This window comes from Pseudomonas cannabina (assembly GCF_900100365.1).
In the GTDB taxonomy this organism is placed as follows: domain Bacteria; phylum Pseudomonadota; class Gammaproteobacteria; order Pseudomonadales; family Pseudomonadaceae; genus Aquipseudomonas; species Aquipseudomonas cannabina.
This window is the reverse complement of the sequence record NZ_FNKU01000001.1, coordinates 3,134,324-3,151,165: the sequence shown is the minus strand read 5'-3', so window position 1 is coordinate 3,151,165 and position 16,842 is coordinate 3,134,324. Positions and strand designations below refer to the sequence as shown.

Genomic DNA, 16,842 nt, shown 5'->3' with positions numbered 1-16,842 from the left:
TGTTGTGATGGGCATGTGGCCTGGTGTCAGTAGGTAAAGCCTGCGTCTGCGGCCGCTGGCGAAAGGGGCCGCAGAGCAAGGTTGATCAGCCTTCGCCCAGCTCGCGCATGACGGCGTACAAGGCGGACTTGGCTTCGAAACCAACCCCCGGCATATCCGGCAGGCCGACATAGCCGTTTTCTACCTTGATCCCGTCTGCGAAACCGCCGAAAGGCTGAAACACGTCCGGGTAGGACTCGTTGCCGCCCAAGTGCAAGCCGGCGGCGATGTTCAGGGACATCTGATGGCCGCCATGCGGAACCACGCGGCGCGAAGACCAGCCCATTTCTTCCATCACCGTGAGGGTGCGCATGTACTCCACAAGCCCGTAGGACAAAGCGCAATCGAACTGCAGAAAATCGCGATCAGGACGCATGCCGCCGTGGCGCAGAAGGTTGCGGGCATCCTGATGAGAGAACAGGTTTTCCCCGGTCACCATAGGCAGTTCATAGTGATTGGCCAGCTCGGCCTGCAACGCGTAGTCCAGCGGATCGCCGACTTCTTCGTACCAGAAGAGGTTGTACTTTTTGATGGCTTCGGCATAAGCGATGCCGGTCTGAAGATCGAAGCGACCGTTGGCATCGACCGCCAGTCGACGACCGTCCCCGACCACTTCAAGCACCGCTTCGATGCGACGGATATCTTCGTCCAGTGGCACCGCACCGATCTTCATCTTGACGACGTCGTAGCCACGATCCAGATAGCTCTGCATTTCTGCCTTGAGCTTGGTCTGGTCTTTGCCGGGGGTAGTAATAGCCACCGGCCGCATAGACCCAGACCTTGTCATCCGCCACGCCGTCGCGATAGCGGTCAGCCAGCAGGCGATAGAGCGGTTTGCCTTCAATCTTGGCCACGGCATCCCATACCGCCATGTCGATGGTGCCCACCGCGACCGAGCGCTCGCCGTGGCCGCCCGGCTTCTCGTTGGTCATCAGCGCTTTCCAGATGGCGAACGGGTCCAGGTTTTCGTTTTCAGGGTCGACGAGGGTGTCCGGATCAGCTTCGGTAATCCGCGCCAGAAAGCGATCACGCATCAACGCGCCTTGACCGTAGCGGCCATTGGAGTTGAAGCCGTAGCCGATAACAGGTTTGCCGTCGCGAATCACATCAGTGATGACCGCCACGACCGAGCAGGTCATTTTCGAGAAATCGATATAGGCATTGGCATTGGGCGAGGCAATGGAAACGGTTTTTTCACGAATGTCTACGATGCGCATGACGGGCTCCTCTTGTTGTTCGTGGAGTCACGTTATGCGTTGCGACACCACCCGCCCAATGCTATTAATGCCGCACCCTATGCACAGAAGGCATGGCCCGTGGAACTGGTTTGGCTCGAAGATCTTTCAGCGCTCGCGGAGTACGGCAGTTTCGTGCGCGCCGCTGAAGCACGGCATGTCACCCAGCCAGCTTTCAGCCGCAGAGTTCGGTCCCTGGAAAACTGGATGGGGGTTCAGCTGTTTGTGCGCACGCCACAAGGCGCAACCCTTACCGAGGCCGGCCGGCAGATTTTGCCCAGCGCCCAAGAAGCTGCCCGACATTTGTACCGAATGCGCAGCGAGGCCCAAGAGGTGGCCGGAGTAGCCGCCAGGTCACTGCAGTTCGCCGCAACGCACTCCCTGTCGTTCACGTTTTTCCCCAAGTGGCTCAGAAGCGCCGGCAACGGTGCGCCGATCGAGGCAGTGCAACTGCATTCGGACAGCATGGCGGTCTGCGAGCAGATGCTGATCCATGGCCAAGTGCAGTTCCTCCTCTGCCACCGCCACCCCGACGTCCCACCGTTGCTGGCACCCGATCAGTTCGTTAGCAAGAAAGTGGGCGAGGACGTTCTCGTTCCGCTTGCCAGCGCCTCCGCCAACGTCGGCACCTCACCCGCAGCGCTACCCTACCTCGCGTACACCCACGAATCCGGACTGGGACGCATCGTCGCCCACCGACTGCGCGGCAAGGAAGATTACCTGCACCTCAAACCGCTGTTTAGCAGCCACCTCGCGGCAGTGCTCATGTCCATGGCATTGGAAAGCAAAGGAGTGGCGTGGCTGCCCAAGAGCCTCACCGAACAGGAGGTGCTGGACGGGCGTTTGGTCAGGGCGCTTGATGAGAGCTGGGATATACCGTTGGAGATTCATTTGACCAGGCCGAAGGCAATTCTTAGCCAGTCAGCGGAAGCGTTCTGGGGGAGGGCGGGGTGTGATCTGTTAAAAGTGCAAGAAAAGGCCCATTACAGACTGTGTGAAAACACACTGATGAAGGCCCAAGCAAACGCCCCGACTTGTTCGGGGCGTTTTTTTTGTATTGGCAGCAGACGAAAAAAATGTCCGCTCAGCCCATCAAAGCCATCAGATGGCGCACACCGAGCACTTTAATCGCTCGTTTCAGGTTATAGGCATTCACCGCCAAGGCCATTTCAGCTTTTGTACCCTCCAGTTGTCGCAGCAAGAAACGGCCATTACCAAATAGCCATTGCTTGAGGTTGCCGAAGGGGTGCTCAACGATGGATCTTCGGTTGGCCATCATCTCAGGATGCGCCTGCATTCTTTGCTCCATCCGCTCGAAAGCCTCTTCATGGGCATGTCGTGAGACATAACGGCGCCGGGCTCGAGTGCATTGCGTTTTCAGCGCGCAGTTGGCGCAGTCATCGACCTCAGCCTGATAGATCCGATCACCTTTGTTGTGCTGTTTTAGCGTTAACCATTTGCCTGCCGGACACTGGAAACGATCGTGTCCGGTCTCATAGATAAAGTCTTTTCGCTCAAAGAGCTGCTCTTCCTGACTGCCAGGGTTTTTCGAACGATTGGGCGGTACATAGGCCGTAATCGAAGCATCCTCGCAGGCCTGAAACTGCTTGCCATTGGAGTAGCCGGCATCGGCAGTGACCGTCAGATCATCTTGCTGTAACTCTGCTTTGGCGGCCTTGGCCATCGGCTCCAGTTGCTTTCGGTCATCGCCATCTTGGGTGACCTCATGATGCAAAATCAGGCAATGCTCGGCGTCCACGACGGTTTGCACGTTGTAGGCCACACGTGGCCCTTTGGCCGTGCGCATCATTCGGGCATCGCTTTCATGGGTGTTGAACTGCTCGATGCCCATCGAACGCATCAGTGCCTGGCAACTCTGATTATCCTGTTGTCGAGCCTCAAGCTGTGCCAGGGCTACCTTGATTGCGCTGCGATCAATTGAATCTGTGGTTTCAGCCTTGTCGGCCTCATCCAGCTCGGCCAGATACTGAGCGATGCGCTTATCCAGTTTTTCTTCCTGGCGCTTGAGCTGCTTCAAATTCACATGACGCCGTGAGGATGCGACCGCCTGAAACTTGCTGCCGTCGATGGCCACCAACTCACCGGCGATCAAGCCTGCCGTGCGACAAAACCGAACGAAAGCACGGCAGGTCGCGATGAAGGCGGGTTTATTGTTCTTGCGAAAATCGGCGATGGTCTTGAAGTCGGGCTTGAGCCGGTTGATCAGCCACATCACTTCGATGTTGCGCTGACACTCGGCTTCAAGACGTCGCGATGAGCGAATCCGCTGAAAATAGCCGTAGAGGTAGAGTTTTAGCTGATCGGCGGGATCATAAGCAGGGCGCCCCGTGCTTTTTGGAATCGCTTTATCGAAGCCCAGTTGCACCAGATCGAGCCTGGCAACGTACAGGTCAATGACACGAACGAGGTGATCCTCGGGGATCAACTCTTCCAGCGAGACCGGGAATAGGCTGGTCTGGCTGCGGGACTCACCTTGGATGTAGGCCATAACGAAAAATGCTCTGTATCTTTCGATACGGAGCATTTTCTTTGAGCGCTGCGCAGATTGCTAGGGAGACGCTGATTTATTCTAAAACCCAGCTGTTGCCCCCAGATAAATCAAGGCCTCCAGAGCGTTGCAGGGACGAAAAATCGAATAAATCAGCGCCTCCCTAGGTTTTCACACAGTCTGATTAGGGCCTTTTTTGTTGCATCTGAAATACCTACACTTGACCCTTTTCGATTATCGGTTGGTAGTTCTTATTTGAGGTCATTACAAGTAGCGTTTTATTAAATTATGAAGCAACCAAGTGTTTTATGAAATGAGTCGAGTTGTCATCTAAGATAACGGCGCCAAGCAGTGTTTCAGACGTTCGGTTTGCACAGGTCTCGTCAAACTCAAGCGGGATCCCTTCATCTGCAAACAGGCTTTTCAAAGCCTGCGCAGTGCTGACTGAGAAATCACCCTCTGTATTCCCTCCATGCATGGCTACGCGCAGTGTTAGCCCCTGTTCTTTGGTGGTTCGCAAATAGTCACGTACAGAAGCTAGAACTTCTTTTGGCACAAGATCTTCGCGGCGAAAAGGGAGCAGATGGAACACGCGGACTTTCGCCCCCGGTACACGTTCACCGGTGGCAGCATCCACATTTTCTGCCGCACACGCGACAGCAATGCACGCACTCATGTTGTCTGCGATGACAGGCATGTTTATCTGACTTGTACCAGCGCTGTATAAATGCCGAGTCCCTCTATCATTGGGGACAGAGCAGTTGAATCCAGCCACTTTAACAGTCGTGGTTCTGTCGATCTGGAAGCTGTAATCCAAACCTTTTTTAGAATGATATACCTGGACCCATGGGAGTATGGATTGACTACGATCTTTTATTGAGTTACCGCGATGCCGTCTTTCTGCTTGATAAGCCGCTGAAGAAACCATGCTAAGCGTATAATCTCCACCGCACCGCGCGAGTTGAAAATGAGAAAACGTTGCAGGACGTTCATCCACCTCGTCTGATGCTATATCTCTCGCAGATGCCGTTTGATGACTGGAGACAGACCTGGCGTTTGGAGGGCCTGCAGGCACTTCCCAACGGTCGCTATCACTGTAGCTGTAACCGCTACCAGAGTTTTTTGAAATACATAGCCCCATGACGGTTCTCTCTTTAATGCAGGATTAAACTTTAGGATTGTAGCGGCATAGCCGAAAACTTAGTGTGGTCGTTACCACGCCTCATATGGCTAATGTATAGGGTTCGCTAGTTTGCTTTCCGTTTGTGATGTGATACTTGAAGTTTGAAGGCGACACTACTCAAGGTCGAGTAGGCGGCACATGTGGAATGGCATGTTTGATCACAGGTGTTGAACAGTTTGATACTCGCATGCGTGTAGCTCAAAAAAAGAAAGCTACTGAGTGGCTAAAACTCTTCGGTGGTTCCATATTCCCAAATCACGATAGCTGGGAGCAATGGAACCACTGCACCGTTCCAAACACTTTCAAATCTCAACCTTGGCGCTACCGCCCCTAATCAGCGGTAGCCTGGCCTAAAGCTTCCGCCCCCAACCCCACCCGCATATCCGCCCCACTCGGCTGCTGATACAACCCCAGCCCGAACTCCGGCATCACGGTAATCAAATAGTCAAAAATATCCCCCTGTATCCGCTCGTAATCCACCCATACGGTCGTGCGAGTAAAGCAGTAGATCTCCAGTGGAATACCCTGTGAAGTGGGTTCCAGCTGGCGAACCATGCAGGTCATGCCGGGGTTTATTTCTGCGTGGCTTTTCAGGTACGCCAGGGCGTAGGCGCGGAAGGTGCCGATGTTGGTCACGCGCCGGCGGTTGGCGGACATTTCTGCGACGTTGCCTTGTGCCTTGTTCCAGGCCCGGAGTTCTGCCTGCTTGCGGCCGATGTAGTCGGTGAGCAGGTGGATTTGCATGAGTTGTTGTTCTTCGTCGTCACGCACGAAGCGCACGCCGCTGGCGTCGATGAACAGGCTGCGTTTGATGCGGCGTCCGCCGGATTGCTGCATGCCGCGCCAGTTGCGGAATGACTCGGACATCAGGCGCCAGGTCGGGATGGAGACGATGGTTTTGTCGAAGTTCTGCACCTTCACGGTATGCAGGGTGATATCCACCACGTCGCCATCGGCGCCCACTTGCGGCATTTCGATCCAGTCGCCGACGCGCAGCATGTCGTTGCTGGTCAGCTGTACGCTGGCGACGAATGACAGCAGGGTGTCTTTGTAGACCAACAAAATGACTGCCGACATGGCGCCAAGGCCGGACAGCAACAACAGCGGCGATCGGTCGATCAAGGTGGCGACGATGATGATCGCGGCGAACACATACAGAATCATTTTCGACAGCTGCACGTAGCCTTTGATCGAGCGCGTGCGGGCGTGTTCGGTGCGCGCGTAGATGTCCAGCAGGGCGTTGAGCAGTGCGCCGATGGCCAGGGTCATGAACAGAATGGTGAAGGCCATGGCAATGTTGCCGATCACGTTTCTGCCTGCGGTGCTCAGGCCGGGCACCAATGTCAGGCCGAACTGGATGACCAGCGACGGCACCATCTGCGCCAGTCGGTGGAAAACCTTGTTATGGCGGAAGTCGTTGACCCAGTGCAGGGACGGCTGGCGGCCGAGCATTCTGACCGCATGCAGCACCAGAAAACGCGCGACGCGGCCCAGCACCAGGGCGGTGGTCAGCAACAGGATCAGTGCCAGCCCGGTGCGTACCCACGTGTGCTGATCGAGCATGTCCCAGAGTTCCTGGGTCTTGAGCCAAAGCGCGTGAATATCCATTAAAACGAGGTTCTCCTGGGGGATGAGGGGGCACGATTAAAAAACATTAACGATGTTCTGTCAGGCAATGGCTGGCAAAATTGTTTTGCGAAAGGCTGACGAACACGCGTAGCGCAGCATAACGTCCGGGCATGACGCTGAGTGTGGTTACATTCTTGAGCCCCATCATTATCCAGAGCAGGAGTGGCAGTGTGCAGATTTCAATCATTCAGGACGGCAGTTAGTGGCGCTGGTCACGAGCGGTAATTGCCGGGGCAGGGATGATGCTGGCGACGCTGACCAGCTTCGCAGCTGCGCTGACGACCTATGGCGAGATGGATGTGGCGGCCTTCGAAAAATCGCCACGGACAACCTACACCGTACAGGACTTCTCCGATCGTTACCGGGCGACGCTGGATATTTCAGCCAGTGACGAGACGTTTCGTCCCGGCGTGATCAGCGTCTACAACAAGGCTGACGGGGCTCAGTTGATCCGCGTGCAGTCGGATGAGCTGGTGCTCGGCACCGACTCGAAAACAGGCAAGGTTAAAACCAATGTGCACGAGTTGCCCTACGGCGAACAGAGCGTACTGATCTATCAGGATTTCAACTTCGATGGCATCAAGGACCTGGCGTTGATGGACGGTCAGAACAGCTGCTATCACGGCCCTTCGTATCAGGTCTTTCTCGGCACGGCCGATGGTTTCCGGCACAGCGATTCGTTTACCAGACTGGCGCAAAACAACTGCGGCCTGTTCAGCGTGGATGAGAAAACCCGCAAGATCGAGACCATGACCAAAGACGGTTGTTGCTGGCATCAGACGTCCACTTACACCGTTCGCAACGGTGAGCCGGTGTTGGAAACGCAGACGGTTCTCGACCACACCGGTGGCTCGGGACTGCCGACTGAAACAGTAAGTCGCAATCAGAATGGCAAGATGACGCACACCACCCGCGTTGTCTGGGAGGAAGACGAGCAGCGTGAGATTCTCCTGTCGTTCAGGCTCGCGCCGTCCGGCAAGCGCATCGTGCTGTTCCGCTCAGGGGCCGCAAGCCCGGTCTTCTACGCGGCGGTGGACAGCAAGAATCAGGTCGAGCTGCTGTTTCCTCAGGCGAAAGGTGAGCAACTGAAGTACGACGACGCCAGTCACGTCGTGAGCTTCATGCGTGGCGACACCGCTTACCGGATCGTGTGTGACGCAAAGGGCGCACCCACAGCCATGCAGGTGGTGGCGCGGGGCAAAACCACCGAATTGAAACTGCTTGCCGAGCCTGCCCAGGGTTCGCTGAACAAGGTCGCGGAGGCGCTGAAAGCCGCGCAGTAATCAGGTATCGGGGCTAGCCCCGATACCTCACCGCGTCGACAAATGCACTGAACGCCGGCGACGCCTGTCGCCGGTTCGGGTAGTACAAGTGAAAGCCTTCAAAGTATGGGCTCCAGTCGACCAGCACTTCTTTCAGACGGCCGCTGGCGATGAGCGGCTGGGCCATCGAATCGGGCACGTAAGCGAGGCCGACGCCGTCCAGCGCGGCGTTGAGGACGTGAATCATGCTGTTGGAGGTGAATTGCCCGTTGACCCGGATGTTCAGTTTGCGGCTGTCCTTTTCGAACTCCCAGGCATAGCAACTACCGTTCGGGGAGTGGCGGATGTTGATGCAGGTGTGTTGGGTCAGGTCCTGGGGTTGCAGCGGGACGGGATGTTTCTCGAAGTAAGCGGGAGAACCCACCACTGACAAGCGCCAGTCCGGGCCGAGGCGCACGGCGATCATGTCTTTGCTGATGGATTCGCCCAGACGGATGCCGGCGTCGAAACGTTCGCTGACAATATTGGTAAAGCCGTAGTCGATGCAGACTTCGATCTGAATGTCCGGGTATTGCGCCAGAAACCCGGCAAGCATCGGCCGAATGATGCCTTCTGCGGCGTCGTCGGAGCAGGTAATGCGGATCGTCCCGGCGGGCTTGTCGCGCAACTCGCCCAGTACTTCGACTTCTGCGCTGATCTGATCCAGCAGTGGCCCGATCGAGCGCATCAGCCGCTCGCCCGCTTCGGTCGGAGCCACGTTGCGTGTGGTCCTCGCCAGCAGGCGCAGGCCCATGCGCTCCTCCAGCGCTCTCAGGGTGTGGCTCAGGGCCGAAGGCGTGACGCCCAGTTTGGTGGCTGCCTTGGTAAAGCTCTGCTCCCGGGCCACCATCAGAAAAGCTTGCAGGTCGTTAAGTTTAGGCGTGCTCATTACTGAGTCTCTCTCACAAGCGCGTGGAAATTGCGACGTCTAATCATCCTAATGCCTTTGCCCTAACCTGTGCCGACTATTTTTGATAACCGGCAGGTCAGTGACGCATGAGTGCATTCGAATCAACCCCGGACAAGCCGACGACAGCCTCACGCCCGCCTGCATGGGGCGCAGTGTTTTCAATGGCGCTGTGCGTGGTGGTGCTGATTGCTTCGGAGTTCATGCCGGTCAGCCTGCTGACACCCGTCGCGCAGGATCTCGGCATCAGCCAGGGGCAAGCTGGGCAGGCGATTTCGGTTTCCGGGTTTTTCGCGGTACTGGCGAGCGTGCTCAATACGCCACTGACCGGCCATCTTGACCGCAAAAAGGTTTTGCTCGGCTTCAGCCTGCTGTTACTGGTGTCCGGAGTGACCGTCACGCTGGCGCCGAATGGCTGGGTATTCATGGCCGGTCGCGCGCTGTTGGGCATCGCCATCGGCGGTTTCTGGTCGATGTCGACGGCGACCGTGATGAGGCTCGTGCCCAAAGATTCAGTGGCCAAGGGCCTGGCGCTGATCAATGGCGGTAACGCGCTCGCGGCCACCGTGGCGGCGCCGCTGGGCAGCTTCATGGGGCAATACATCGGCTGGCGTGGGGCGTTTTTTCTGGTGATCCCGCTCGCCGCGCTGGCGTTCGTCTGGCAATGGCTGAGCCTGCCGGCGATGAGCAGCACGCCGAACAGCCGGGCACGTAACCCCTTCCGACTGCTGCGCAACCCGCAAGTGGCCATTGGCATGACCGCCATCCTGCTGCTGTTCATGGGCCAGTTCGCGGTCTTCACCTATCTGCGTCCGTTTCTGGAAGAAATCACCGGCGTGAGCGTCAGTGCCTTGTCGCTGATGCTGCTGATGCTGGGTGCCAGCGGGCTGGTCGGGACGTACCTGATTGGCGGGCTGCTGCACAACCGCCTGTACGCCTGCCTGATCGCCATTCCGTTGCTGATGGCGGTGCTGGCGGTTGCGCTCACTGGTCTGGGCCATTCGCCTCAGGCCGTTGCCATTGTCCTTGCCGCCTGGGGGCTGATTGCCACGCCAGCGCCGGTCGCCTGGGGTTTGTGGCTGAGCACGACGCTGCCCGACGACGCGGAAGCTGGTGGCGGGCTGATGGTGGCGACCATTCAATTGGCGATCACCGCCGGCGCCGGCATCGGCGGCGCGCTGTTCGACAACCTCGGCTGGTGGAGCCCGTTCGTGTTCGGTGGCGTGGTGCTGGCCGGTTCCGCCGCACTCGCCAGCGCCGCCCGACGCAACGCTCAGCCCTCGCTCGACGAAGTGCTACGGCATCGCTGAACAACATAACGCTGGTCAAACATTCAACGAGGGAAAGCTCCATGAAAAAGTTTCTTTTGATGCTTGGGCTTTTAATAAGCTCATATTCTGCGATAGGAGCAGACATGTCTCACGGTGCCGATAATTTCTACACGAGCGACAAAGTCACTGCGCAAAAAGTGCTGTTCAACAACCACTACAAGATGAAAGTGGCGGGCAATCTCTTTATACCCAAGGGCTCGAACCCGAACGTCAAAGCGCCGGCAATCATCGTGGGTCACCCGATGGGTGCAGTGAAAGAGCAAAGTGCCAACCTCTATGCGCAGAAACTGGCCGAGCAGGGCTTCGTCACGCTGTCGCTGGATCTGTCGTTCTGGGGCGCAAGTGAAGGCGTGCCACGCAACGCTGTTTCGCCCGATATCTATGCTGAAGACTTCAGCGCTGCGGTGGACTTTCTGGGCACCCAGACGTTCGTCGACAAGAACCGCATCGGTGTTCTGGGTATCTGCGGCAGCGGCAGTTTCGTTATCAGTGCGGCAAAGATCGACCCGCGCATGAAAGCCATCGCCACGGTCAGCATGTATGACATGGGCGCCGCCAATCGTAACGGTCTGAAGCATTCGCAGAGCCTGGAACAGCGCAAGAAAGTCATCGAGCAGGCGGCACGTCAGCGTGACGTGGAATTCAGCGGCGGCGACACCGCATACACCAGCGGCACCGTGCACAAGCTGACGGAAAAGTCCGGCCCGATCGAGCGCGAGTTCTATGACTTCTATCGCACGCCACGGGGCGAGTTCACGCCTGAAGGCCAGTCACCTGAACTGACCACTCACCCGACGCTGACCAGCAACATCAAGTTCATGAACTTCTACCCGTTCAATGACATAGCAACGATCTCGCCACGCCCGATGCTGTTCATCGCAGGTTCAGAAGCGCACTCTCTGGAGTTCAGCGAAGAGGCCTATAAATTGGCCGGCCAGCCCAAGCAGTTGATCATCGTACCGGGTGCCGGTCATGTGGATCTGTATGATCGGGTCGACCTTATCCCGTTCGACAAACTGGGTGAGTTCTTCAAGAAAAACCTGAAGTAAGCCGCCGAACATCACTACCCGCCAGGAGGCCCTGCACGTGCAGGGCCTTTTGCGTATCAGTCTTTGGCGACTTCAAACCGGACGGCGACAGTGCCCGGCTGCCGGATGATTTCGATACCGGATTCAACCCGCCCCAGCCTGACCAGACCAGGCGAGTAGTTGAAGCCTTTGTGGTAAATCGCCAGATTGCCCCACGGCGCGTAATAGGCGATATCCCCCTCGACCGGCGTGTTGCCTGCCGCTGCACCGGTCACGTCGAGCTTGCGCGGGAGCGTGCTGATTTTCTCGGTGGCGGCGTAGTCTTCCAGCGTCAGTTCAAGCGGCAGCAGCGAGACGAAGTCTCTGGTTGTTGCGCTGTCTTGCAGATGAAACATGACCACCTTGTCACCGGCATACATTCTGATGTTCATACCGCGCTCCTGAACGTTCTGGCTCGACGATGAGGGACTGGATTGTTGTGCGAAAGCTGTCGCTGGAATAATCGGCATCAAAAGGCTCATCCCCAGACAGGCCGATAACGTCAGGCCTGCGAATAGCTCTGTTTTCGAATGTCGCAATCGTGCGTCTGGCATGGCGTTGTACCCCGTGAATCTCGTGAAAGAAGCATACCGGGTGCGCGGCTGTTTCTTGTCTGCGTGGGAGTACATGCCGAGATGAGCGCTGCTCATGAATGTCGGTGCTGCGCTTGAAAGGTTCAGGCGGGGGCGTCGTATATTTCCACTTTTGAAGCAGCATGGATCAACTTGGGAAGCCACGTATTGATAGGGAGACGCTGATTTATTCTAAAACCCAGCTGTTGCCCCCAGATAAATCAAGGCCTCCAGAGCGTTGCAGGGACGAAAAATCGAATAAATCAGCGCCTCCATAGGGATCTCGAAGTCCTTGTGTATATACAAATCTATAGTGAAGTCATTGTTCAAAACGATACTGCCTGCAAGCAGATGTTTGTAGCTTTCGGTTTCCCTGAGTCCGTCAGCATCGGTGAACCACATTGGTTTCTGGTGTTCGTAGCCAAGCATATTGTAGAGGTCATGGGGACCGTTGGGAGCGCGCTCAAAGAGCGACATCATTGCTTGTTTGCAGGCTTCTCCGGGATCGAAGGAGGTTGGACTTTGGCGTGGGGAGCAAAACAGGATCTTCATTCCGAAGTCTGCAATGGTTTCCGCTACACAGGCCCACTTTTCTTCCAGTTCAGGCTTGGAAAAAACATGCATCGACAGGGAGGTGTCAATGATGAGTCGTGGTGGGTCAGATACGGCGAACTCTAAAGCCTTGCGGAAATGTGCACGTAGTCGCTTTGATTCGGCAGGATTTAATGGCGTAACCTCTGCGAAAGCTTCGCAGCGTTCACTGACGTTACTGTCTGACTGGGCCGCGCAGAGTTTGGTGAGTTTTGTGCGTTGGCTGTCGGGTATGGTGCCATGGTTGGCAAGTGCCACTAGGGAGACGCTGAACAATTAACCCGTTCGCACCGTCCCCATTTCCAAGCCGGTTTTTTTCAACCTGCCGGCCTTATTTTACGTTTCTCGAGCAGATTTCTGCCCTCATTTTGCTGAAAGGCGGGCCAGTCCCGCCTTTCAGACGGATTTATCCTGCCGTCTGTTGTAAATACCGCTTGGCCAGCATCAGATTGGCCAACCCAAACAAACTGAACAACTGCGCTGTATTCTTTTCCAGCCCACGGTAGCGAACCTTGCGATGATTGAAGCGCACCTTGATTACCTGGAAGGGGTGCTCGACCTTGGCACGCAGTTGCGCCTTGGCATATTCAATTTTGCGCTTGACCCGATACAGCACGCTGCCTTCGCCGTGCTGCTTGTAACTGCTTGGCCGTTCTGCAATCGACCAGATAACGTCCCGTTCAGCATGCTCCGGTCGCTTGGCCGCACCGGTGTATCCAGCGTCACCCGAAACATAGGTTTCGTCACCGTGAAGCAACTGGCCAACCTGGGTGACATCCGCCACGTTAGCGGCCGTCCCTACTACGCTGTGCACCAGCCCCGACGTGGCGTCTACACCAATGTGGGCCTTCATCCCAAAGTGCCATTGATTGCCTTTCCTGGCCTGATGCATCTCAGGATCACGCTTGCCTTCTCGGTTCTTGACCGAGGGCGGCGCGGCGATCAGAGTAGCGTCGACGATAGTGCCTTCCTTGAGCAGCAGCCCCCGGCTGGCCAGATGCTGGTTAATCGTTTCAAACAGCAGCCGGGTTAGCTGATGGACTTCCAGCAAGCGGCGAAAACGCAGCAAGGTGGTGGCATCCGGTGCAGACTCGCGACCCAGGTCGATACCCATAAAACCGCGGATGGCCTGGCTGTCGTAGACGGCATCTTCGCAACCTTCATCGGAGAAACCGAAACACTGCTGCACGACGTACATGCGCAACATGCGCGACACCCCTATCGCAGGGCGTCCGCGCTTGCCTGCGGTGTTGCTATAAAACGGCGCCACTTGCGCCTCCAGCAGGGCCCAGGGCACCAACTGTTCAAGGTCAGCCAGGAAGCGATCTCGGCGAGTCTGCTTTTTCTTGCCGGTATATTCGAGTTCGGAGAAGGTCTTCTGCACGCGCGTAACGCTCACGGAGAGGGAGGCTGTTGAAGGAACTTAGTGTGCCAAGGGTGGGGACAGTTGGCTATTTTTGCAGCGCCTCCCTAGGAGGGTGTAGACAAAATCATGTAGTGAGTCGGCGCGCGAGTATTCGAGCCTCGGCCAACCAAACCCATGCCTCGCTTACCGCAAAAAGGCGATCATGATGCATGATCAGTCGCCGAGCTCTCTCATTCCAGGCATGAGTTCGCTCCACTACCCATCGCTTGGGCATGACCACAAATCCAGTCTGAACAGGCTCCACGGAAAATAGATCGCCTTGTTCAGAGTGCCATTGCCCTGTTCTTCTGTTATTCGGGCCACGGATCACTTGAACATCGATAGCGTGCAGTTGATGGGTGCGCTGTGCCCATTTTCCTGCGTACGCACTATCAACAAAAAGCGTGCTCAGTGACGGATATTTTTCCTTCGAGTACGCCACCGCATCATCCGCCGCGTCACGATCCTGCACGCTTGCAGCACTGATACTGACAGCCAGCAGCAGGCCCAATGTATCGACAATCAGACTTCGTTTACGCCCCTTCACTTTTTTGCCTGCGTCGTAGCCGCTGTCACCGCCTTGAGGAGAACTGCGGGTCGACTGTGAATCCAGGATCGCTGCTGACGGGCTGTCAGCGCGTTCTTCCCGCTCACGCCATTGAGCTCGCAAGCGATCATGCATTTGCTCGAACTTGCCTTGAGCGCTCCACCGGCGGAACGTTTTGTAGACATTGTCCCAATGAGGAAAATCGCGGGGTAGCATTCGCCATGAGCACCCCGTGCGTACGACATAGCAACAGGCTTCCAGCAACGTGCGCCGAGAGTGAAGCGGTGGCACTCCTCGTCCGCCCTGGCTTTCAAACAGGTCGGCGACCAGTGCCCACTCGGTATCTGTCAAGCAACTCGGATATAGCTGCTCCGGCAGTTGGCGGCGGTGGGTTTCATTGTAGCCATAGGCTTTATTAGGTTCAGGTGACTGAAAACTTCCCTTGGCCCGCTGCTTTACACGCGTAATCCCTGCCATTTTCAACGCTTTTGCAAAGGTGTCGGGATGCGCAGTGATACCGGTTTCGGCGAAGAATACGAGCGCCAATTCGGCCTGGCTGGAATAGGGCTGTGCATGAGCGAGTTTCACCAGCACGGGATAGTGCTCGGCGGCAATCGAGCGAGGACGTCCGGTTTTAGGCATGGCTTGAGGGCTATTCAGACAAGGGAGTGAAAGTTTAATTTATTTTGTCTACACCCTCTAGGGAGACGCTGATTTATTCTAAAACCCAGCTGTTGCCCCCAGATAAATCAAGGCCTCCAGAGCGTTGCAGGGACGAAAAATCGAATAAATCAGCGCCTCCTTAGCAATGACTTCTTTTCTCAAGAGTGTGATCAGCCAGATGGCATAAATCTGAGAGCGCTCTTTCCACAGAGGAAGGTCGAGCAAATCGTTCAGGCTTTGGGCAACCGGGCGAGGAGGCGGGATATCGAAATTATCCTGTATAGCCTTGGCGACTTCATCCGACAACGCTTTCCGGTCGAACGCACTTTTGGGGGCGAACTCGTAACAGTGCCAAATGGCGGGCAGCCAGAGAAACCGAACAGGGTGATCATCGATGACTTGCGAGAACACATTTTCGTCCCACAACAAAACTGGAGCGCGCGTATTGCGGGATTTCACTGGTTCGCCAAAAGCGGTTCTCAAGTGAGCCTGATCGGTATAGCGCCCGGCACGACGGGATAGCTGACTCACTGCATTGATGTAAGGCCTTAGCACCCTGCCAAGCGGATCTGCAGCGGCCAATGTTGGCATCGGGACTGAATTAGCATAAGGCCAGTCAGGTTTTAGCCAGCCCAAGACGCGGCTGTCTGAGACGGTAGCCGTTCGTTTAACGGGTCCTGCATCACGCTCACCGATGAAAAAACTGTTGGGCGAGGCGATCTTGCCAGTGGTTCGTTTATAAGCCTTGGACAGCGCTTGATAAATGCTTTGCGCAACTATATTCATACCTTCAGGGCTTACCGCAGGGCTCAATATGCCAGCGGCGACAGACGTAAGAATCCCATTCGCAGTACGAAAGGACTCTGCATCAAAATCCAGCTTTCCCGATTCACCGAAATCGAACGTTACCAGTACCTGCTCATTGCTCTGGGTGATGTTCCCGTCAATCAACATCTCATAAACGTCATTGAGCATCTGGCTGAATGGTTGCAGCGCAGTCAACAGCGCAACGACCAGTCGTGTCGCGTCGAGGTTAGTGTTTTTCAAATAGGTTGATATGTCTCCACCGGCCGGGACGCCCAGTGACTGGCGCAGTACCTCAAAGAATTTTTTGTCGTGCGTTTTTGGATAGAAACGGCCTTGTGTGTCGAGGCTATGCCAAAGGGTTTCAGCAGTATCATGATGCACTTAATCTTCCTTGATCTTGTAGGTCGGTCTATGAATAAGCGCTCAGTTGCCCGTCAACCGGAGCACCTCAAGATCCTACAAGGCCTGTTAAATACACGGCAATGTTTGTTACCAAGCACTTTTCAAAAAACGCGACTACGAGGGTGATTCCCGCAAAAGATGAGTTTTCAAGTGGACCCAGACGTAGATTCTGACTGTGGGTAAAACTGCAGGGCGAGCTGGAAAAACTTAACGGCCCGGTTAAGCACAGTATTTCTGGCTCACGCCTGCATTCGCCGCTCGCGCAATGCATTCAGACACTCGCGCCCGGCTTTCCGCGCCGCCTGCATCACTGCCTGGCTATTGTCCTCGGTCATCCAGGTCAGCAGACGAACCTCGCCCGTGGCCTGACTGCCGCCGCTCATGCGGCTCAGGGTTTCGCGTTGCTTGAGCATCGCTTTCATCCGCGTGGCGAGCACGAAGATATCGTCGATGAAGCCGTCTGCGATGGTGTCGTGATGTTCGATGCCGAGGCCAGTGGCGTCGTGATCGATGCGCAGGTGGTAGTGCATGGTGCCGGTCGGCTCTTCGCTGCCGAACAGTGCGACCACAAAACCTTTGCCTAGCAGTGAACTCAAGGTGTGCTGGATGATGTCCTGCACGTCGGGGGTAATTTGTCTGACTGTGCGGCTCATG

13 protein-coding genes and 2 pseudogenes are annotated in these 16,842 nt (G+C 56.2%); 4 read left to right on the top strand and 11 right to left on the bottom strand.

What is annotated here, in order from left to right; genetic code table 11:
- Positions 1–85 precede the first annotated feature (85 nt).
- Positions 86–1,256: pseudogene (locus BLT55_RS14850) on the bottom strand (mandelate racemase/muconate lactonizing enzyme family protein).
- Between the two features lie 99 nt (positions 1,257–1,355).
- Here BLT55_RS14850 and BLT55_RS14845 point away from each other — a divergent pair.
- Positions 1,356–2,225 (top strand): annotated as a pseudogene (locus BLT55_RS14845) (LysR family transcriptional regulator); the annotation flags it as partial.
- A gap of 133 nt (positions 2,226–2,358) precedes the next feature.
- On the opposite strand, the gene BLT55_RS14840 reads toward BLT55_RS14845, so the two are convergent.
- From BLT55_RS14840 to BLT55_RS14820, 3 genes are all read right to left on the bottom strand, one after another.
- The gene (locus BLT55_RS14840; protein ID WP_055001182.1) at positions 2,359–3,783 is read right to left on the bottom strand and encodes an IS1182-like element ISPsy6 family transposase; all 1,425 of its coding nucleotides are present in this window, start codon (positions 3,781–3,783) and stop codon (positions 2,359–2,361) included.
- Between the two features lie 286 nt (positions 3,784–4,069).
- Entirely contained in the window at positions 4,070–4,711 is a 642-nt protein-coding gene (xopAF, locus tag BLT55_RS33975) for a XopAF/AvrXv3 family type III secretion system effector (protein ID WP_310886899.1), read from the bottom strand.
- 585 nt (positions 4,712–5,296) lie between these two features.
- Positions 5,297–6,574: a mechanosensitive ion channel family protein gene (locus BLT55_RS14820; RefSeq protein ID WP_054999209.1), complete on the bottom strand. Its 1,278-nt coding sequence runs from the start codon at positions 6,572–6,574 to the stop codon at positions 5,297–5,299.
- Positions 6,575–6,834: 260 nt separating this feature from the next.
- Between BLT55_RS14820 and BLT55_RS14815 the strand changes: the two genes are divergently transcribed.
- Positions 6,835–7,878 (top strand): XAC2610-related protein, encoded by a 1,044-nt coding sequence (locus BLT55_RS14815; RefSeq protein WP_054999208.1) that lies wholly within the window; start codon positions 6,835–6,837, stop codon positions 7,876–7,878.
- Positions 7,879–7,891: 13 nt separating this feature from the next.
- On the opposite strand, the gene BLT55_RS14810 is transcribed toward BLT55_RS14815, so the two are convergent.
- A complete protein-coding gene (locus BLT55_RS14810; protein WP_054999207.1) occupies positions 7,892–8,785 on the bottom strand; it encodes a LysR family transcriptional regulator in 894 nt (297 codons plus the stop codon).
- Between the two features lie 107 nt (positions 8,786–8,892).
- Here BLT55_RS14810 and BLT55_RS14805 point away from each other — a divergent pair, with 107 nt between their 5' ends.
- Together BLT55_RS14805 and BLT55_RS14800 are read left to right on the top strand one after the other, a co-directional pair.
- Positions 8,893–10,113 (top strand): MFS transporter, encoded by a 1,221-nt coding sequence (locus BLT55_RS14805; protein ID WP_054999206.1) that lies wholly within the window; start codon positions 8,893–8,895, stop codon positions 10,111–10,113.
- Positions 10,114–10,154: 41 nt separating this feature from the next.
- The gene (locus BLT55_RS14800; RefSeq protein ID WP_054999205.1) at positions 10,155–11,183 is read left to right on the top strand and encodes an alpha/beta hydrolase; all 1,029 of its coding nucleotides are present in this window, start codon (positions 10,155–10,157) and stop codon (positions 11,181–11,183) included.
- 56 nt (positions 11,184–11,239) lie between these two features.
- Here the strand turns inward: BLT55_RS14800 and BLT55_RS14795 are convergent, their stop codons facing one another.
- From BLT55_RS14795 to BLT55_RS14765, 6 genes are all read right to left on the bottom strand, one after another.
- Complete coding sequence (locus tag BLT55_RS14795) at positions 11,240–11,593, bottom strand: cyclophilin-like fold protein (protein ID WP_054999204.1); 354 nt, start codon at positions 11,591–11,593, stop codon at positions 11,240–11,242.
- 372 nt (positions 11,594–11,965) lie between these two features.
- Positions 11,966–12,622: a hypothetical protein gene (locus tag BLT55_RS33480; RefSeq protein WP_167359960.1), complete on the bottom strand. Its 657-nt coding sequence runs from the start codon at positions 12,620–12,622 to the stop codon at positions 11,966–11,968.
- A gap of 148 nt (positions 12,623–12,770) precedes the next feature.
- Positions 12,771–13,748, bottom strand: coding sequence for an IS5 family transposase (locus BLT55_RS14785; protein ID WP_007247761.1), 978 nt, complete (start codon positions 13,746–13,748; stop codon positions 12,771–12,773).
- A 106-nt stretch (positions 13,749–13,854) separates the two neighbouring features.
- Positions 13,855–14,958 (bottom strand): IS5-like element ISPsy19 family transposase, encoded by a 1,104-nt coding sequence (locus BLT55_RS14780; RefSeq protein WP_004663854.1) that lies wholly within the window; start codon positions 14,956–14,958, stop codon positions 13,855–13,857.
- Between the two features lie 78 nt (positions 14,959–15,036).
- Positions 15,037–16,167 carry a hypothetical protein gene (locus BLT55_RS33475; RefSeq protein ID WP_054999371.1) on the bottom strand — a complete coding sequence of 377 codons (1,131 nt, stop codon included), beginning with the start codon at positions 16,165–16,167 and terminating at the stop codon, positions 15,037–15,039.
- 260 nt (positions 16,168–16,427) lie between these two features.
- The gene (locus BLT55_RS14765) at positions 16,428–16,841 is read right to left on the bottom strand and encodes a hypothetical protein (protein WP_054999370.1); all 414 of its coding nucleotides are present in this window, start codon (positions 16,839–16,841) and stop codon (positions 16,428–16,430) included.
- Position 16,842: the final 1 nt, after the last annotated feature.